Source organism: Congregibacter brevis, assembly GCF_045689245.1.
Taxonomy (GTDB): domain Bacteria; phylum Pseudomonadota; class Gammaproteobacteria; order Pseudomonadales; family Halieaceae; genus Congregibacter; species Congregibacter brevis.
In genome coordinates, this window is sequence record NZ_CP136865.1 from 1969661 (window position 1) to 1988952 (window position 19292).

Genomic DNA, 19292 nt, shown 5'->3' on the forward strand with positions numbered 1-19292 from the left:
CCTGTTGAATCATGTTCCCATGGGCATCTCGCTGTGTTCACCGTTTTCCCAGCTTTTACGTAACTCAAACTTCTGGATTTTTCCCGACCCCGTAAGTGGGTAGGCTTCCACTTCAAACCAGTGTCTTGGCGTCTTCTGCGGCGATAGATGCTCTCTCAGGTAGGCAAAAAGTACGTCTCTGGATAGGCTCTCACTGGGTGCAGGACGGAGGAATACTCCAATCTCCTCGCCCAGTCGCTCGCTGGGTAGGCCTACCACGGCGACCTCTCCCACGCTCGGATGTTGGAATAGCAACTCTTCGATTTCTCGCGGGTAAATGTTCTCCCCGCCGCGAATGATCATGTCCTTGAGCCGGCCCTCGATCTTGCAATAGCCGCGTTCGTCCATGGAGCAGAGATCTCCTGTGTGAAGCCAGCCGTCGGCATCGATTGTTTTGGCCGTTGCTTCGGGGTTTTCAAAGTACTCATGCATGACGTGGTATCCACGCGTGCAGAACTCGCCCAAGGTCCCAATGGGTTGGGTGACTCCGGTTTCAGTATCTATGATTTTTATCTCTACTCCCGGCATGGCCTGTCCAAGGGTGTAAGCCTTGTCTTCAATGCTGTCGTCTGCGTGAGTCATGCACGCAACCGGCGAGCACTCGGTTTGCCCAAAGACGATCGTAAAGGGTGCGCCCACTGCCTCCTCGAGTCGTTTTACAAGGTCTGCGGGAACCGTGGAGCCTCCAGAGCACAGCGCCTTCACCGCGGACAAATCTCGTTCTGCGAAGCTTGGATGCTCAATCATCGCAATGAGCATAGTGGGAACGCCGAGCATCGCTGCCGCGCGGTACTCCTCCATGAGTTCCAGAACTAAACCCGGCTCGAATGCCTCGACCAACACCAGCGCAGAGCGTTTGGACAAAGCACCCAGCACGGCGAGAACGCAGCCCGCAGTATGAAAGAGAGGCATGATGCCCATGTAAGTCTTACCGTGTTGCGCCCCCATGATACTCAGCGTGTGGGAACCGTTGTTCACCAGTCCTCGGTGGTGAAGGAGGGCGCCCTTGGGAAAGCCCGTCGTACCCGAGGTGTACTGGATCATGCAGGCGTCGTCGGGGGCAACAGCCGGAAGGTCTTTCTCACCCGCCGTATTCAGGAACTCCTGCCACTCGGTGAACAGCACAATTTTTTTGAGTTCCGGACAATTGGCTCGTGCGGCGTCCAGGTGCTGAAGCATGGGGTTGCCCCGGAATTCGGGTAAGAGAAAGACGCCGGCGGCCCTAGATTGGCGCAGCACATAGGCGAGTTCCTCACTTTGATAGGACGGGTTTACTGTTACAAGAACGAGGCCGGCCAGTGCGCAGCCATATTCCATCATGATCCATTGAGGAATATTAGGCGCCCACACTGCTACGCGATCACCCGGTTCGAAGGCTTCCAAGAGTGCTCGGGCGGTACGCTCAGACTCATCTAGCAAACCGGCGTAGGTCCATTCTTTGCGAGTCTCGGCTTCGGGTGTGCCAGCGACTAGGGCAATCTGCTCCGGGCATTCGCGTGCTGCCTCGCGCAATGCGTCGCCAATAGTCAGGTCCCGAACGGCGGGAGAGTCGGGTCCAATGGAGTAAGATTCGCTTAGCATTGCTTGATCCCCTTAATCGGTTATTTTTATGTCCGAGTTGTCAGCCTGGTTATACGGTGATTTCTTATTGATCCTCATCTACCAGTTCTTGAATCTTTGGCGCGTGTTTGGCGGCCCATCCATGGCGATTGTGTTTTATGGCGTCGCGCAAAGTGGTCATGAATGCGGCGGTGGACATTCCGACCATCAGGACGCCGTTAATGGCCTGAATTGGACCCAAAAGCTTCCGTTTATCGCTCATTACAATATCGCCATAACCCAGGGTCGAAAAATTTACTGCTGAGTGATAGAAGGCTGTGCGGTACTCGGAGAATTCTCCAAGAAATTGAAACAAAATCGCCCAAATCGCGACTTGCCCTAAATTGCCGAACATCAGTAAAAACATGACTCCAGACAAAATTGACATGGTCCCAAAGAATGTCGCCTCATCAAGGGCTGACTGCCGATGCGCGTAGTAGAGGAGGGCGCGAGTGAGAAGGGCTATTTGTAGCGCCAAACACACCGCCATGGTGGCTACACCGAGAACTAAATTGGTGAACATTGAAGGGACTCACAAAGAAGACATGCGCCAGCATAGAAAAACGTGAGGCACTTGCCCAGCCCTACTTTTACAGCACAGGCCAATCTAGCTGAGGAAACCTAGGGGTCCGCTGGTCCCATTGACGGTGAAGAATCGATCTGCGTTTGGCAGCACGGTGCCAAGATCACTACCGCTAACACCAAACCATAGCGCCAACTCGGCGAAGTATTCATCTACGGATGTGGTGGGGGCATAAATGCCGCGTCCTACATCCAGCGGATTGTCAGTATAAATTTCGGGATAGCGGCCATAGAATTGTCCGCCGTTAACGGCGCCACCCATAACAAGATGATGACCTCCCCAGCCGTGATCCGACCCTTTGCCATTTGATGTTAGCGTGCGTCCGAAGTCGGAGCTTGTAAATGTGGTGACTTGTTCAGCCATTCCCATAGCATTCATGGCGGTTTGAAATTCAAGAAGCCCCGCGTCGATGCTGGGGAGCATCATCGCTTGATTTTCAATGACATCATCGTGGTGGTCCCAGCCGCCTACGGTGATAAAGAAGGTTTGACGGCTCGCACCCAGAGAGTCTCTAGCAGCGATAACACGAGCTATTTGTCGAAGAGCTGCGGAGAACGGTGTGTTCGAAAAACTTGTTGGTGGCTCGCCTGCTAATGCCAGCGCCTCGACGAACGTCACCTGAGACTCGATGGACGATGCCAGTCGTTTACTGTATTCCCGGCGAAAGATTTTCTCCTGTGCGGCCGCTAGGAGGCTGTCTATGGCAGCGCGAGTGAACTCGCCTCCCTCGTCTGAGTCGTTATAGCCGTCGAGTGCTGGAGCGCCATCGCCTGTCGAGGATATTGCGTAAGGGGTGCTTAAGTGACCGCTTTGGAAGACGTTGTTGCCCGCGAGGGATACGTTCATTGAGATTCCATTGGCGGGGTTACCACCCTCCAATATGTCAGCTATGCGTCCGCCCCAGCCCTGAGCAACACGTTCGTCAGATACAGCGGTCTGCCACTGCTGTATCTGATCCGAATGTGAGAAGAGCCCTAACGGCAACGCTGTGCTTCCCGACGCCAAAGCTGCGCTGTCCATGGGGGCCAGAAGTGTTCCTACGTTGGCAATAGTTGCTGCTTGCCCATTTGCAAAAAGTGACTGCACACCAGGCATGCCAGGATGAAGCCCAAAGCTTCGCCCTTCGCCGTCAGTCCCGGGCAATGCAAGGAGCGACTCACGTGGTAGGGCTAAGTCGCTACGGATATCTGCATAGCTATCATAGAGTTCAGCGTCCCTGGGCACGAGCATGTTGTAGGAGTCGTTGCCTCCCGCAAGAAGAATACACACAAGCGCTTTGTAATCACCCGTGCTCTGAGCGCTCGCCTGCCGAGCCAGACCCAGTTGCAATAGGCTGGAGCCGAGGGTTGCGGTTGCTACGCCGAGAGAGCAACTGTGCTTAAGAAAACCTCGACGATTCAGCCTTGTGCGATTGTTAGGGCGCATTACGATCCCTCTCCGTTCATCACTAGATCTCCACTGGCTTAGATTTCCACGGCATAGTCGGGAGAAATCAGTACAAGATAAGCGCCAATACGAACCCTGAGTTCGGGTTCTTCCACGAGCTCTATCAGATCGCGGACAGCGTTGAGGGTGTCAGCACTCAATGTGCCGTAAGTGAAAACCGTATCCAACTGCGTTGTCAGCGCGTCTACATCGTCCGCCAGTGGCAAAAAATCATCTAGGGTGAGTCCAGCCTTGAAAAATGGAGGGTCGCTGAGGTCGTTTACCAGATCCGCAACCACGGCGTAGCGCATGAGGTTTGATACTTCGACAATGCTATTGCTGTTGGTGATTTGTAGTTCCGGGGATACAAGTCCTTGCTCGGCCAGTTCTCCGATGGGCTGATGACTAGGTGAGTAGAAGTTAAAGACACTAGGCGCAGAGAGTGGATGTTGTTGAACGAGTTGCTGCACAAAGAAACCGAGATTCGCGTAAAAACCGTCTGGTGAAGAAACCCCAAGCTGTCGGAGCATGGCGGTGTAGCGGAGCAGGGGTTCTCGCACCTTGCCAAAGGAACTCTCAGGATTCGGCTCCGCCATTGCCTCGGGATCAAAAAGAATAGCCCGAAGAATGGCGCGCATATCGCCACGCTCTCCACTGCCGTTGTCGTCAAAAGCTGCGCTTACTCTGGCGACGTATTCTGGCGACGGGTTGCTCGTAACAAGCCTTTGTATAAGTTGCTTCCCAAGAAACGGCGCGATATTGGGATGCATAAAGAGGTTGTCGATGGCCGCCTCTATGTCCGTTAGTCCGTCCTGACCCGCTGGTACCGTGAGGCCTCTTAGCAGTACTTTTTCTCCGGGTTCGTGGAATGCGTCAAACATACGCATGGGCTCGGTAAAATTGTAACGATCGGAGCCGAAGCGATTGTTGTCACCGCCCCAGGAAAGGCCAGTGAAGATTTTCGCGAATTCTCGTATGTCGTCATTATCGTAGCTTGGGACGGGCTGACCGTCAGAACCTATTTGCTCACTGCCATCCGCGTTTAACTCAAAGAGGCCTATAGAAAAAAGCTGCATGGCTTCTCTTGCGTAGTTCTCGTCAGGGAAAGTGCCATTTTCCGGATCGCTACGAGCGTTGTTGACGTGGCTGAGGTAAAGCCCCATTGCTGGGTGCAGGGTGACGTCCCTTAGCAAATCTCGAACATTGCCAAAGGCGTGGCTGAGCAGCATGTCGTAATAGTTGCTTGTGCCAAAGGGGCTTAGAAACAGCGCGTTGACCTCATCAGAAATAACGAATATCTGACTAAGCGAGTAGGCGATCCGTTGGCGTAACTGGTCTTCAGCGGTGATGGTGGTGTGCCACCACGCCATGCGGCCATAAACCGCTGCCAGATTATCGTTGTCCTGGCTTTGCCTTAGCGCATCAAATTCGCCTGCTGCTTCCCTTGCAAGCAGAATTTCCACCTCAGCATCGTGAGAACTTAAGGGGAGTTCAAATTGCTCCTCGATCCACTCTTCCTGGCCTACGCTCTCAATACGTTCAATAGTTTCTAAGTCCGCACCAAAAGTGGCGCGGGAAGCGAGTCGAGATGCCCCCATGATGCCTCGTAACTCGGGCGGGAAGTCCTGCGTGGGTGGGACTTCGTTTTCAGGAGTGTCGTCCGAATCAGTGGTGGGCGGGGGGGGCGGAGCCGCGACTGGTGTAGTGACAGGAGTTGCAGCACTGTCGCCGCCGGACCCGCCACCACAGGCTGAGATACCCAGAAGAAGCATGAACAAGCAGCTCCCTCTGAATAACGCCCTGACAGGGCTCATTACTGCGGTCCCTCTAGCCAGTCGTCTTCGTCGTCAAAGGGCCGTTCCTCTTCCTGCGACTGCGAGTCCGGATTCAGTGACGCCATACAGGCGTCAATGGCGGGTTGGGCTGCGCGATAGCTGACGGCGAGTTTTGCTTTGACAGCCAATCGTGCAGAAAGGCCGATGTCGTCGCTGTACAGAAGCTGGGAGCTAAGCTCCCGGGTGGATTTACTCATGGGAACAGCGCAGGCGTGCAGTGGGAGCACGGCATTCAACTGATCTAGCATCGTATCTGCGTACATGAAGATCTCCCGCGTGTCGTCAAAGTACATGTAGTCCACCTTGCCATCGATCTCGAGGTCTGAGATGCATAAAACGTAGATGAAGAACGACTCGCAGTGCTCCTTGCCCGGTGGACGCATATCATTCGGCGTGCTCGCGCAGCCCGCGAGCCAGATGACAAAGGAAAGAACTGTGAGGAAACGACGCAAGATAGGGAGCTGCCTGCAAACCTATAGTTGGCGGAAGGGAAGAGTCTGACTTCCAACATGATAGTGGGTTGTGGCATGAGTTTCCTAATTGCTAAATCGTTGTTATTGAGATCCTCTACGCACAACATGCGCTAAGCTGTCGCGACAAATTTGATTTTTTAGGTGCGAAATGACTGCAGATACTTCTACAGCCCTGACACTAGTCTGCGGTAACCGAAATTACTCTTCCTGGTCATTGCGAGCATGGCTGTGCACGCGCAAAGCTGGTTTGGATCCGGAGGTGGTGGTCCTGCCCATGGATACACCAGAATTTGAAGCGCGTATCGCGCAGTATTCACCGACGCGACGCGTCCCCGTGCTTTGGATCGGCGATGAGTGGGTATGGGATTCTTTGGCGATAGCGGAGACCGTCAACGAACGCTACGCTGATGCACAGCTGTGGCCCGCCGACGAGGGTTTACGTGCGTTTGGACGCGCCATGGCGGCCGAGATGCATAGCGGCTTTGGCGCCTTGCGCCATGCGCTGCCAATGAACTGTCGAGCGAAGCAGCGCAGCGTCGTTCTCTCAGCGGATGTTCGTAATGACATTGATAGACTCTGTGAGCTTTGGCTTCAGGCCAAATCGAAAAGCGGGAGCGATACTTGGCTCCTTGGCGACTTTAGTATTGTGGATGCTATGTTTGCGCCGGTGGTTGTACGTTTTAGCGCCTACGCGCTTGAGCTTCCCGAACATGCTAAGCAATACCTCGCCCATTGGCTTGCTGACGCTGATTTACAGAGTTGGATCGGCCTTGCCGAAGAGGAGCCTTGGGTTATCCAACATGAAGAGGTTGGCAATGGAGCGTCACTACAGTAATTGTTCCATAGATAATAAATACGCACTGATTTTGGAGATTACACATGCAGCTTAGAAACACTCTCAAAGCCGCTTTTTGCAACACCTTCCTCAACACTATCCGCAGCACTATTTTTGGCGCTTTTTGCGCTGTCATATCGCTAGCTAGCGTTGCAGCGCCGGACCAGGTTTTCTTTGGTGGCCCAATCATCACCATGGACGCGGGTGGCAGCGTTGTGGAGGCTTTGGCCGTGGAGGGTGGACGGATTGTCGCAGTGGGCGACAGCGCAACCGTGCTAGCGCTTGCCGACGAAGATACTCAGCGTATTAACCTTGATGGTGCGCCTTTGCTTCCGGGTTTTGTGGACTCCCACAGCCATGCAAATTTTATCGGGCTCCAGGCGATGAGCGGTAACATCTTGCCGCCACCGGATGGGGGTGGTGCAAGCGTTGCAGATATCCAGCGCATACTCCGCGATTACATGAAGTCTGAGCCCGCTTTAGAGCGCGAACTGGGTTGGGTGATTGGCTTTGGCTACGACGACTCCCAGCTTGCTGAACAACGTCACCCCACGCGGCAGGAGATGGATGCAGTCTCCAGCGAAGTACCGATTCTTCTAATTCACCAGTCGGGACATTTGGGGGTCGCTAACAGCCTTGGTCTGAAATTAGCGGGTGTTGGGCCCGATACACCGGATCCTGATGGCGGTGCGTTCCGTCGAGAGAGTGACGGCAAGCAACCTAACGGCGTCGCCGAAGAGTATGCGTTTTTTCGTTTGATTTTTGCAGCTATGGCGGCGAGTAGTGAGGATCTACAGGACAGAATGTCGCTTGCCGGTGCTGCCGCCATGGCCAGCTATGGCTATACCACTGCCCAGGAAGGACGAGCTAACCCTGAGGGGATGGCGTCACTTCAGCGTGTAGCGGACCGACGCGAACTGAAGATCGATCTTGTGTCCTATCCGGATATGCTTATGGTGGAAGATGTATCTACCTCTCGATCTTATGAAAATCGATACCGAGTGGGTGGTGTGAAACTCACTATCGATGGCTCGCCACAAGGGAAGACGGCCTGGTTAAGTCACGCCTATCATGTTCCTCCAGAAGGCCAGGAAGAGGACTATGTTGGTTACCCGGCGATCGACGTGGACACAGTTAATAGTAACGTTATGCGTGCCTTCGAAAACGAGTGGCAAATCCTGGTGCATTCTAACGGTGACGCGGCGACTGATGCCTTGCTCAGCGCCGTGCGTATGGCACGGGAAAAGTATCCGGATGCAGAGATTCGGCCTGTACTGATTCATGGGCAGGTGCTGCGAAAAGAGCAGGTAGCCGGTTTGGATGAGTTGGGTATTTTTCCGTCGCTTTTCCCCATGCATACTTATTATTGGGGAGATTGGCACCGCGATTCGGTACTGGGTCCTGAGCGTGCGCAGAACATTTCTCCCACGGGCTGGCTGCTCGAGCGTGGGATGATGTTTGGGTCTCATCACGATGCACCGGTGGCGATGCCAGACTCGATGCGGGTACTCTCAGCGACAGTCACCCGCACCACACGTAGCGGAGAAGTGCTGGGCCCGCAGCATCGCGTCGATGTGATGACCGGCTTGCGTGCGCTGACTATTTGGCCTGCCTGGCAGCACTTTGAAGAGGACAGCAAAGGTAGCCTCGAAGTCGGGAAGCTAGCGGACTTGGTGGTCTTATCTGAAAACCCTCTAACTGTTAGTACGAGCCGTCTTGCGGACCTGAAGGTCTTAAAGACATATAAAGAAGGGCAGGTGGTTTATCAGCGAGATGAGTAAGGCTTTGCAGTTATACGCGCTACTTCTTGTGAGAGACGTTTTATGAGTGGCGTTCAGCTATGTCGCTAGCAGCAAAGAGCTTCGAAGAAGCAGTTTATGAGCCGTTCACCCGCTCCTCTCCTGAGGAGGATATTGCAATTCTCCAGGAACGATTTTCCCGAGATGGGTACCTTTACTTGCCGGGTGCTCTACGTGCTTCCGTTGCCCCGGTCCTTAGTGACATGTTATCGGTACTTTCACCCCACATTCATTGGAATAAGAGTATTGGTACGCCAGTGCTTGCAGGGGAGCCGTTTTTTGAAAGCGATCCTCTATGGGATGCGTTGTACCCGGAAATTCAAGCTCTGGAGTCTCTACACAGGCTGTTCCATAGCCCGAAGGTGCAGCAGCTTATGACTTTGGTCGCCGGGGAAGAGACCTTCGTTTACCCGATGAAGATGGCGCGGATCGCCGCGCCGAGAAAGCTGGGTTATGAGACACCGCCCCATCAGGACGCTTTTTCTCACCACGCCGGCCCAAGCATGGCCGGTATCTGGATTGCGTTGCATGACGCGGATACGGACATGGGGCGTCTGACGATTTTACCCGGCTCGCATGTGCATGGCGTTCGGAAGGTGTTTGAAGCGCAGGGCGTGGGAGGGGTGCAGTGCGAAATATATCCCGAGGAAACCTTGTGGCACGTCTCGGATGTCACCGCGGGGGATGTGATTATTTTTCATTCTCAAACAGTACACAGAGCCCAGCCCAACGTTGATGCACAACGCGTTCGTTTGAGTGTGGACACTCGATTTTGCGATCACGGCGCGCCGGTGTTTTCTACCAACCTGGAGCCTCATCACGGTTGGCGAATTCCCCGGCTTGATTGGGATTACGTGTATCGAGACTGGCAGCACCGCGACCTGTGTTACTACTGGCGCGACTATCCGGCCTTGTTCTAGCTGCGCCTGCTATCCTAAATGCTACGCGGGTGTACCTAAGCCACGAGGTCTCGGGCTGAGACAAAGGCCGCGATAGCTCGATCCAGATCTTCCTTTGTGAGTGCTGCGGACATTTGCGTTCGAATTCGTGCTTGGCCCTTGGGCACCACCGGGAAGGAAAACGCCACAACGTGGACTCCCTGAGCTCGTATATGTTCCGCCATCTTTGCTGCTTTGCTCGCATCGTGAAGCATGACCGGAATGATGGGGTGATCTCCCGGGAGCAATTCAAAACCCTCGGCTTCTAGGGCTTGCCTAAAGTATGCCGAGTTCTCTTTGAGTGCTCTACGCAGCTCAGGCTGAGTATCAACGAGTTCCAGGGCGCGAAGGGCCCCAGTGACTACCGGCGGTGCAACCGTGTTGGAAAACAGATAGGGCCGCGAGCGTTGGCGAAGTAGTTGGACAATTTCCGATCGCGCCGCGGTAAAGCCACCGCTTGCTCCGCCCAGCGCTTTTCCGAGGGTTCCCGTAATGATGTCCACGCGATCCATGCATTGGTGATATTCGTGAGTACCCCGTCCATTAGCTCCAAGGAAGCCCGTCGCGTGGCAGTCGTCAAAGTGCACAAGTGCTTCATACTGCTCCGCAAGATCACAGATGCGATCCAGATGGGCAATACTCCCGTCCATAGAGAACACGCCGTCGGTAGTAATGAGTTTGAACCGGGCTCCCGCGGTGTTGGCTGCTTGCAGTTGTGCCTCCAGCTCCGCCATATCGTTATTGGCATAGCGGTAACGTTGCGCTTTACACAGGCGCACGCCGTCAATGATGCTTGCATGATTGAGGGCGTCGGAGATGACGGCGTCCTCAGGGCCTAAAAGGGTTTCGAATAGACCGCCGTTGGCGTCGAAGCCGGATGGGTAGAGAATGCAATCTTCAAGGCCTAGAAATCTTGCGAGGGCCGTTTCCAGATCTTTGTGCACGCGCTGGGTGCCGCAGATAAAGCGTACGGAGGCCATACCGTAACCCCATTCCTCAAGGCCCTTCGCCGCGGCGGCTTTCACTTCGGGATGCTCCGCTAATCCGAGGTAGTTATTGGCGCAGAGGTTAAGTACATTCTCCCTGCCTTCAATAGCAACATGGGCGCCCTGAGCGCTGGTGAACTCGATTTCTTCCTTATAGAGACCCGCGTCGCGAATCTCTTGCAGTTCCGTGCGAAGGTGCTCTTTAAAGTTGCCGTACATAGACTACTTCCTTGGCTGTTTATCTGCCGCTTGTTGGTGCATTAATCCCAATTGAGAACAACTTTACTCGCGCTGCCATCGTTCATCGCCTTAAAGCCTGCGTCAAAATCCGAGTAAGGCATACGATGAGTAATGACGCCGCTGATATCCAGGCCGGTCTGAATCATTACGGACATTTTGTACCAGGTCTCGTACATTTCCCGGCCATAGATGCCTTTCAGCGTCAGCATGTTAAAAATCACCCGACTCCAGTCAATCGCGGTGTTTTCCGCGGGGATGCCAAGCATGGCTATCTTGCCTCCGTGACATAGGTGAGCGATCTGATCATTGAGTGCCTGAGGATTGCCGGACATCTCCAGTCCTACATCAAAGCCCTCTCGCATTCCCAGTTCCAGTTGCACATCCGCGAGAGATTCTTTTGCCACGTTTACCGTTCGCGTAGCACCCAGGTTTGCGGCAAGCGCGAGACGCTCATCGATGACGTCGGTAATGACAACGTGTCGTGCACCTGCATGACGACAGACTGCGGCGGCCATGGAGCCAATAGGCCCTGCGCCGGTAATCAACACGTCTTCACCAAGAAGGTCGAATTGCAGCGCGGTGTGCACCGCGTTGCCCAGAGGATCAAAAAGGGCAGCAACATCCAGGTCGATACCGGGGGCGTGCTCCCACACATTGGACATGGGAAGGCTGAGGTACTCCGCAAATGCGCCGGGGCGGTCGACACCGATGCCGCTGTTGTCGTTACACAGGTGACGACGGCCCGCCATGCAGTTACGGCAGCGACCGCAGACAACGTGACCTTCACCAGAAACAATTTGTCCTGCTTTGAAGTCGTTAACGTTGCTGCCGACGTCGACAATCTCTCCAACGAACTCGTGACCCACAACCATGGGAACAGGAATGGTACGTTTTGCCCAATCGTCCCAGTTATAGATGTGCATGTCAGTGCCACAGATCGCAGTACGACGTATTTTGATCAGCACATCATTGATACCCGGTTCCGGTTTGGGAACGTCCTCCAGCCAGAGGCCTTGAGTCGCCTCTCGTTTCACTAGCGCGCGCATGATTTTCCAGTATAAGGGAATAATTCCTTTATTTTGTACTTGATGGTGGTTTATCGCAAGCCTGAACTACACAATTTCGCAAAAAGCCGTCGGCTTGCGCCCTCTAGTGTCTCGACTGATCATAGGCGCATCGTTGTTTGGACTTCTTTTATGCGTCAAGTTGCCGTCCGATTGTTCAGGTGCCGCCCTCAGCTAATACGCTGGCACTTCCTCATGCCTATGTTGCTGGGTCTGCTGTTGATGGCTTGCACGGTCGGTGAAACGAGGTCCGCGCCATTTAACTTGGAGATTGCAACAAGCTATAAGGGACAGCTGCCTTGTGCGAGCTGCCCTGGCGTGTTGTGGCAGCTGGATCTGTGGCCGGACGGACGTTTCCATTTGCGCCAGGAGTATCTTGATCACAATGCGGTGGAGGGTAGGCTAGGGCAGTGGCGCTATGCGGCTGAGCAGGAACGTCTGGTTCTGCTGGCAGCAGGTCATGACGCGGTCTTCCTTTCGGTGGTTGGTTTTGATGAATTGCGTCTACTCGATCGTACCGGTGAGTCTATAGCGTCAGAGTTGAATTATGGGTTAACCCGACAGGCGGTGTTTGATGCCGGCGAGTTCGCGATCTCCCTGAAGGGAGAATTTCGTTACTTTGCAGATGCTGCAAATTTTAGAGACTGTGCAACGGGCTTTCGCTATCCGGTGATTATGGGCGAGAATTTCTTGGAGCTTGAACGCGGCTACCTTTCACAGAAGCTTGGAGCAGGGGAGCCATGGACTATTCGCATCGATGCCCAAATGCTGAATGAGCAGGCAATGGAGGGGGAAGGGCCCTCGCAGTCTGTTCTCATCGAGAGCTTCTCGGCAGAGGTAGAAAAAGCATGTTCTTACCGAGAGAAAGCCGCCCCCTGACTGGTGCTCGAAATCCCGCTAGCCGGCAAAGCCCTCACCGGAATCATCTTCACCGAAGCGAATCAAGCGACTATCGTCCACGGCGACGGTTCTGTGGATAACAATGGCCTGATAATCCGGGTTAGTCACCATCGCCAAAAATGCTCCTGCATTGGGGTAACGGGCAACGAATGCGATGTCCCAGTGTTTGTCTGTAGGCCCAGTGAGCATGCATTCTTGGTGTCCGCGCCACATGATCTCGCCGCCTAGCTCTCGGAAGATCGGGCCACTGTGTTCGCCGTAACGCCGATAGGCCTCGGCGCCACTGCAGGTTTCACCATCCGGGTACGTCGCCGTCTCATTGAGACGAATCAGATTGAGCATCATGATTGGCGTATCTCGTGGAAGCGCCTTGAAGGCATCAAATTGCTCTCGGGAGGGGTCTATATGTTTCATGCTTTATCTCCAGCCAGTGAAACTTCAAATCCATAGCGTGGGAAGTGTACGTTCAAGCGGCCAGCGCGGTCATCCTCCCGGGCTATGACAATGTGTTTGTCATCCGCCGCGACAAGCGAGCCGACAACCGCTTGAAACCCATAGTCCGTGGGCAAGACCTGTACTCTCGCGCCGGCGTCGGCGTCCAACAATGGATCTACGCTAGCGCCCTCAAGAGGCGCAGGCTCTGCGTCTCTGGCTATGTTGATTGCCTCATCGCTACTGATAGTGGTCGCGAGTTTACCGTCACTGAAGGCAGTCATTTTCTCTAACCACGCGTCAACAGCGGAGTAACCTTCGAAATAATGTCGAAGTACTTCCTGTCGGTGAACAAACCAGCATAGGTGCCAGGTGGAAAAATCAAGAATGCTTGGCGTATTGCCGCCAAGATAGGGCCTGCCTGCCAGGCTCTGCTCCATTGCACGCATGTGCTCTTTGAACACAGCTTCAGCCCGAGATAAAGGAACAGCAAGACCCGGACTACCGCTGGTAAATGCCGCACGGTCTTTTACAAATGCCTCTGCAGCTCCGGGATCCTGAAAACGTGGATTCGCCGCAATGGCCGCAGGCTGAAAAACCAAACCTACGCATACACGAAAAAACTCACTGTCAGTCCAGCGGGCAGCTGCGATCGTTTGCGCAAGCCCCGATCCTGCGAACAGTTCGGTTTGGGTGCTATGGGTGTCAATGATCTCAGCGATAAGAGCGGTATCGCAGTAGATATCAGCGCCCATCTGCATCACAGGTGTTCTGCGATATCCGCCGGTTAGCGCTGTGAGGTCAGGCTTGGGCATGATCGCGGGGATATCAACACTTCTGTACGGTAGCTCGGCATAACCTAGGATGGCGCGTACTTTTTCGGAGAATGGGGAGTCTGCATACTGATGTAGGATGAGCTCGCTCATGCGAAAGGTCCCTAGAAGAAAACATCACTGTCGCAGACCAATGTTTCTCCGTCTAGTGTTACTGGCCGTGTTCTCGTCGCGGTGCTAGCCTCTTGGCCTGTTATCCGCAAAAAATGAGCACGAGCGTGAGCAAAAAATCTCCAATGGACAATCCAAATACCCGACACCTGAGCACCCGGATCGTGCATGCGGGGCGCCCGGATCCCCGTGTGGTCACCAGCCCGGTGTTTCATGCCTCGACCGTGTTGTTTCAGGACTATGCAGAGTTTAAGGCTCGGGAGGCCGCGCCCCTGGATCGGGAGCACATGTACTACGGACGTATGGGGACGCCCACCACCCGTGCTCTGGAAGATGCAGTCTGTGAACTGGATGGTAGCGTCGGTGCGGTGCTCTCAACGTCGGGCACAGCCTCGATGGCCAGTATCCTCAACTGCTTTTTATCACCGGGCGATCATCTGCTTATGGTCGACAGTGTCTACGGGCCTACGCGCAAGTTCTGTGTGGGCAGCCTTGCGCGTCGGGGCGTCAGAACGACGTTTTATGACCCTTTGATGGGCGACGACTTGGAAGCACTGGTGGAAGACAGTACGCGGATGATTTTCATGGAGTCTCCAGGGTCTGCTACCTTTGAGATTCAGGATGTCCCCGCGCTCGTTGCCGTCGCAAAGAAATATGGTCTGCTCACGGCGATCGATAACACATGGGCAACTCCTCTGTTGTTTGATCCGCTGGATTTCGATGTGGATCTTTCTATGCAATCAGGCACCAAATATCTCAATGGGCATGCGGACTGCCTATTTGGCGTGACTACAACTCGCAGTCCCGAACTGTATACCCAGTTGCACCATCACACTCTGGCACACGGGATGCACCTGGCTCCCGATGACGCCAACCTCGCACTGCGGGGCATGCGCACACTGGCGATAAGATTAGCGGCTCATGATCGGGGAGCTCGGACCGTTGCCAAATGGCTAGAATCCCAGCCCCGGGTGACTCGGCTCCTCCATCCTGCGTGGGAGTCCTGCCCCGGACACAAAACCTTCGAACGGGATTTTCAGGGGGCTAACGGGCTCTTTGGCACGATCGTGCGCCGAGAAAATGAGGCGGCGCTTGCCGCTTTTGTCGATGCTCTAGAGTTGTTCGGCGTGGGCTTTTCCTGGGGCGGTTTTGAGAGCCTCTGCCTGCCAATGCAGGCTACGCGTAATCTACCGAGTCTGACATTGGCCGACGACGAGGTCTTGATTCGTTTGCACATTGGACTTGAACACCCGGACGATCTTATTGCGGATTTGGAAAAGGGCTTTGCTGCAATGGACAGGCTTAACCGGTAAGCCTAGCCAGCTCGGTTTGCGAAAGCCAGGAAGTCTTCGCGAAGAGCCTTTGCTGCGACCTTAATAATCTCTTCACCCGCAGCGACTGTGGCTTGGGTTGGGTCCGAGCCTATGCGACCGTCGGCAAAGCGTCGACGATAGTCGTCGGCATCGGTGAAACCACCGCTGGGAGCCACCTTCGGAGTGAGCTCTATATTGCGAACCTGTTCTGGGTGCGCTGCATAAGTTACCGCAACTTCCGACGCCGTGGCGTGAGAGCCTTCATGTTTAGGATGCAAGTGCCTGCAAGTGTTCATAACACCTGGTAGATCCCACCAGTTGCGCTGCTTCATCGTGAGTGCGGGTATGCTGGAGTCTGCGCCTGCAAAACTGCGCTCGGCATAGACTTCAGAAAATGCTGCGGCGATCGTCGCAATGTTGCCCCCATGGCCATTAATCCAATATATGCGCTCGAAGCCGTGGCGCCGCAGCGATGCGCTCCAGTCGACGATGGCTGCGATCATAGTGCTAGGCCGAAGGGTCATACTTCCCGGGAATCCCAGATGGTGTTGGGCACAGCCAACACTGAAGGTCGGTCCCACTAGTATGTCAGGGTCGTCCGAGGCGGCTGCCTCTGCGATCACCGTAGGGCAAATGGCATCGGTGCCTATGAGTCCGGTGGGGCCGTGTTGCTCCATAGATCCGATGGGCAAGATGATGCTGCGGCTGCGCTCAAGATAGGCTTCCACGTCGCACCAGGTCGAGAGTGCCATGAGCATGTTCGGCTCCTTAATTTAGTGAAGGGGCAAAGCACTGACGTGCTACTTCGCCATTACTTGTTCTGTTGAAGCGTTTGGCCTATCTGTTTGAAGCAATCAGCTCTTCGTAAACCGCCAAAGTGTCTGTAGCCATTATATCCAGAAGAAACTGATCATTGCGGCGCGGAGGCGCGACCTGGCCTGCAAGGATAGCTGTTATCTGCTCTGCCGCTGCTGCCGTATCACGAACGGCTACTGCTCCCCGGGGATACAGGGCTGCCAGTATCTCTGCGACGCCGCCATGAGCGTAGCCCACGACGGGACGCCCTTCGCTGAGAGGTTCGAGAACGGTTCGTCCAAAGGATTCGGGTTGCGTGGAGAGTGACAATACGATGTCCGAAACTGCATAAATATCTCGAAGATCACCGCGATGCCCTGCGAAGCTAATGTGTGTGGCCAATCCTCGCTTTTCCACTGCTGCGTAGAGTTCCCGGGCATAGGCAATACGTTTTGGGTCTTCTCCACCTACGATTAGGCCGTGCACCGGCAGCCCTTCGTCGCGAAGCCGCGCAATCACATCCATGAAATCATGATGGCCCTTAAGACGGGTGAGACGGCCAGCCATGGTAATCACCCGCTGATCCAGTAGCTGTGGAAACTCGCGATACCAGTCTGACAGCCACTTTTCGGTGGCCTGGTGTCCTCTTGGAAACTCCAGAGGATTAATGCCGCGATAAATCAGCCGGAGTTTCTCCGGGGCGCAACTCGGATAGTTCTCCAGTACGTAGTCTCTGATGGATTCAGAGACCACAATCACCCGTTCACCGCAGGTTACAATCTCGCTGTACCGACTGACCGAGTGCATGCCATGCACCGTGGTGACCAAGCGGGGGCGGGACGCTGGATCCATACCGCGCCATGCTAACCAGCAAACCCATCCGGGCATCCGTGATCGAAGATGGAGAACGTCAAACTGCTGGGACGCAAGCCAACGACGCAGAGGACGAACATGGCGAAGCGTAAGTGGCGATTTTTTCCCCAGGGCCCATTGAATATGTTTAGAGCCTTGTTTTTCAAGCCGGGTTACGAGACGGCCGCCACCAGAGAGCACGCTGGATTCGTGGCCCGCTTGGACAAGCGCTTTGGCAATATCCAAGGTGCCCCGTTCTACACCCCCGGTGTCTAAAGCGGGGAGAACCTGCAATACCTTCATGCTTGCAACTGCTGCTGGTGAAGTTGGGCGTAAAGGCCCTGTTTGGCGAGTAACTCTTTGTGCGAGCCTAGTTCAACGACGCTGCCCTGATCCATCACCGCGATGCGATCAACCTGCTCTACGGTAGAAAGTCTGTGGGCAATGATAATGGCTGTTCGCCCGGTGAGGATACGCTGCAAAGCTTGTTGAATCAGTCCTTCACTCTCCGCATCCTGAGCTGAGGTAGCTTCGTCCAGAATCAAGATGGGCGCGTTTTTCAAAAACGCCCGTGCCAGTGCCAGACGCTGGCGCTGACCTCCGGAAAAATCGTCGCCTTCTTCTCGAAGTACTGTGTCCAGCCCCGCCGGGAGGCGGCTCACAAAGTCCAAAGCGTTAGCTTGAGAAAGTGCTTCGGTAATGGCCTCGTCACTGGCCCCCTCCAGATCGCCATAGGCAATGTTTTCACGCACACTCGCCGCAAATAAGGTTGTGTGTTGACTGACGAAGGCTATCTGGCGCCTAAGCTCGGAAAGGCGGAGCGATTCCATGGGTACCCCGTCCAGAAACAGTGAATCTGCAGGTGGGGGGTATTGTGCGGCGAGCAGATTAACCAAGGTGGTTTTACCAGATCCGGAGCGCCCTACAAGAGCCAGTGTTTCGCCAGACGTAATGTCTAGAGAAATACCATGAAGAGTGTCTTCCGCCGTACCCGGATAACGAAAATGCAGATCACATAGAGTGTAAGCACCTTGGGAAGGCTCGTTCAGGGGTCTTCCCGACGTGCTTTCCGTACTCTGATCGAGGACCTCGAACACGCTCTCAGCGGCTGCAATGCCGCGCTGGATTCGTGCGTTAACCTGGGTGAGCTGGCGTAGAGGTTTTGCTACGAGGCTAGCAGCGGTTATGTAGGCAAGAAACTGACCAGAATCCATGCTTCCACGTAGCGCGGGATCTAAACCAAACCAGAAGAGGCCGGCAAGCGCAGTGTAGGTTAACCACTGGATAATCGGTGTGCTGATCTCGTTCACTCTCGCCAGCTTCAGATCCTGACTCAGTGCATAGCGACTGCGTTCTTCAAAGCGCGCATTCTCAGAGGCTGTGCCACCGTAACCACGAACCACCGGAAAGCCTCGTATAGCTTCGGCAGCAACACGGGTAATGCCACCCATGGAGTCCTGTATCCGACGGCTGTACTTTTTAAATTGAGAAGAGGCGAGGCTGATGATGCCGCCGATGATTGGGGCCAGTACGACGAACAGCAGTGAAAGCTTCCAATTGAGATAAAAGATGTAGCTTAATAATGCGATTACCGTGAGTCCTTCGCGGACGATCACTTTGATGGCAGTCGATGCCGCAGCGGCGACTTGCTCAATATTGAAAGTAATCAGAGAAATAAGCTCAGCGGAATTGCGCTGGGCCAGATAGGCCGCCGGCAAATTGTTGATGTGAGCGAAGACATCCAGACGTAGCTGATTAACCACATGCCGTGCCACATAGGTAATGTAGTAGCTACCCAGGTATGAGCCGATGCCTCGCACTGAAACTATCGCAACGAGTGCCAGCGGCAGAAACAGGTGCACGTTCTCTGCTTGGTTTAGTCCAAATCGCTTCTCCCAGTTGCTAAGCGTGCTGGAGCTCAGAATGCCCGTGTTGCCTAGAGGGCTACCGTCAAAAGCGGCGGGCAGATACTGCATTAACCCGGCAAAAGCGGACTGGGTCGCCGCGTACAGTACGAAGCCAAACATACTGACCAAAAATGCTGGCCAGTGCGGGCGTACGTACCGAAGCAAGCGCCCATAGGTTTGCAAGCCCCCGGAGGTTTGCAAGGCATTATCCTGTGTCGGCATGTCAGTCTGTTGAGCGTCTTTATTCAAGTGTCTTAACTAGGCGAAGCGTGATGACATTGTACGGGATGCTTGGGAGTCGGGCATCCGCTGACCCAGACTTTGCTAGACTCG

General features: G+C 54.5%; 17 protein-coding genes. 5 read left to right on the forward strand and 12 right to left on the reverse strand.

The window, feature by feature from the left end; all coding sequences use genetic code 11:
* Positions 1-9: 9 nt before the first annotated feature.
* The 5 genes from R0137_RS08705 to R0137_RS08725 all read right to left on the reverse strand — a co-directional run bounded on the left by R0137_RS08705 (position 10) and on the right by R0137_RS08725 (position 5933).
* Positions 10-1620: an AMP-binding protein gene (locus tag R0137_RS08705; RefSeq protein WP_407326033.1), complete on the reverse strand. Its 1611-nt coding sequence runs from the start codon at positions 1618-1620 to the stop codon at positions 10-12.
* 64 nt (positions 1621-1684) lie between these two features.
* Positions 1685-2161, reverse strand: a complete 477-nt coding sequence (locus R0137_RS08710; protein ID WP_407326034.1) for an ion channel — start codon at positions 2159-2161, stop codon at positions 1685-1687.
* Between the two features lie 84 nt (positions 2162-2245).
* On the reverse strand, positions 2246-3646 hold the full coding sequence (locus R0137_RS08715; RefSeq protein WP_407326035.1) for a DUF1501 domain-containing protein: 1401 nt from the start codon (positions 3644-3646) through the stop codon (positions 2246-2248).
* A gap of 38 nt (positions 3647-3684) precedes the next feature.
* The gene (locus tag R0137_RS08720; protein ID WP_407326036.1) at positions 3685-5418 is read right to left on the reverse strand and encodes a DUF1800 family protein; all 1734 of its coding nucleotides are present in this window, start codon (positions 5416-5418) and stop codon (positions 3685-3687) included.
* A 41-nt stretch (positions 5419-5459) separates the two neighbouring features.
* Entirely contained in the window at positions 5460-5933 is a 474-nt protein-coding gene (locus R0137_RS08725; protein ID WP_407326037.1) for a hypothetical protein, read from the reverse strand.
* A 169-nt stretch (positions 5934-6102) separates the two neighbouring features.
* Here R0137_RS08725 and R0137_RS08730 point away from each other — a divergent pair, with 169 nt between their 5' ends.
* Genes R0137_RS08730 through R0137_RS08740 form a run of 3 tightly spaced genes read left to right on the forward strand, consistent with a single transcriptional unit; the run spans position 6103 to position 9508 of the window.
* A complete protein-coding gene (locus R0137_RS08730; RefSeq protein WP_407326038.1) occupies positions 6103-6789 on the forward strand; it encodes a glutathione S-transferase family protein in 687 nt (228 codons plus the stop codon).
* Positions 6790-6833: 44 nt separating this feature from the next.
* A complete protein-coding gene (locus R0137_RS08735) occupies positions 6834-8570 on the forward strand; it encodes an amidohydrolase (RefSeq protein WP_407326039.1) in 1737 nt (578 codons plus the stop codon).
* Between the two features lie 59 nt (positions 8571-8629).
* Positions 8630-9508, forward strand: coding sequence for a phytanoyl-CoA dioxygenase family protein (locus R0137_RS08740; protein WP_407326040.1), 879 nt, complete (start codon positions 8630-8632; stop codon positions 9506-9508).
* A gap of 35 nt (positions 9509-9543) precedes the next feature.
* Here R0137_RS08740 and R0137_RS08745 read toward each other — a convergent pair whose 3' ends face one another.
* On the reverse strand, positions 9544-10731 hold the full coding sequence (locus R0137_RS08745; RefSeq protein ID WP_407326041.1) for a glycine C-acetyltransferase: 1188 nt from the start codon (positions 10729-10731) through the stop codon (positions 9544-9546).
* A gap of 41 nt (positions 10732-10772) precedes the next feature.
* The gene (tdh, locus tag R0137_RS08750) at positions 10773-11798 is read right to left on the reverse strand and encodes an L-threonine 3-dehydrogenase (protein ID WP_407326042.1); all 1026 of its coding nucleotides are present in this window, start codon (positions 11796-11798) and stop codon (positions 10773-10775) included.
* A 213-nt stretch (positions 11799-12011) separates the two neighbouring features.
* Here tdh and R0137_RS08755 point away from each other — a divergent pair, with 213 nt between their 5' ends.
* Entirely contained in the window at positions 12012-12695 is a 684-nt protein-coding gene (locus tag R0137_RS08755; RefSeq protein WP_407326043.1) for a copper resistance protein NlpE N-terminal domain-containing protein, read from the forward strand.
* An 18-nt stretch (positions 12696-12713) separates the two neighbouring features.
* Here the strand turns inward: R0137_RS08755 and R0137_RS08760 are convergent, their stop codons facing one another.
* Entirely contained in the window at positions 12714-13130 is a 417-nt protein-coding gene (locus R0137_RS08760) for a DUF1330 domain-containing protein (RefSeq protein ID WP_407326044.1), read from the reverse strand.
* Complete coding sequence (locus R0137_RS08765) at positions 13127-14074, reverse strand: glutathione S-transferase family protein (protein WP_407326045.1); 948 nt, start codon at positions 14072-14074, stop codon at positions 13127-13129. Before R0137_RS08765 ends, R0137_RS08760 begins: the two co-directional genes overlap by 4 nt.
* A 125-nt stretch (positions 14075-14199) precedes the next feature.
* Here R0137_RS08765 and metC point away from each other — a divergent pair, with 125 nt between their 5' ends.
* Positions 14200-15405: a cystathionine beta-lyase gene (metC, locus tag R0137_RS08770; protein ID WP_407326046.1), complete on the forward strand. Its 1206-nt coding sequence runs from the start codon at positions 14200-14202 to the stop codon at positions 15403-15405.
* A gap of 2 nt (positions 15406-15407) precedes the next feature.
* On the opposite strand, the gene R0137_RS08775 is transcribed toward metC, so the two are convergent.
* The 3 genes from R0137_RS08775 to msbA form a co-directional block, all read right to left on the reverse strand.
* Positions 15408-16163 carry a creatininase family protein gene (locus R0137_RS08775; protein ID WP_407326047.1) on the reverse strand — a complete coding sequence of 252 codons (756 nt, stop codon included), beginning with the start codon at positions 16161-16163 and terminating at the stop codon, positions 15408-15410.
* A gap of 79 nt (positions 16164-16242) precedes the next feature.
* Positions 16243-17355 (reverse strand): glycosyltransferase family 4 protein, encoded by a 1113-nt coding sequence (locus R0137_RS08780; RefSeq protein ID WP_407326048.1) that lies wholly within the window; start codon positions 17353-17355, stop codon positions 16243-16245.
* Positions 17352-19181 carry a lipid A export permease/ATP-binding protein MsbA gene (msbA, locus tag R0137_RS08785; RefSeq protein WP_407326049.1) on the reverse strand — a complete coding sequence of 610 codons (1830 nt, stop codon included), beginning with the start codon at positions 19179-19181 and terminating at the stop codon, positions 17352-17354. The genes R0137_RS08780 and msbA overlap by 4 nt, the downstream gene beginning before the upstream one ends.
* Positions 19182-19292: the final 111 nt, after the last annotated feature.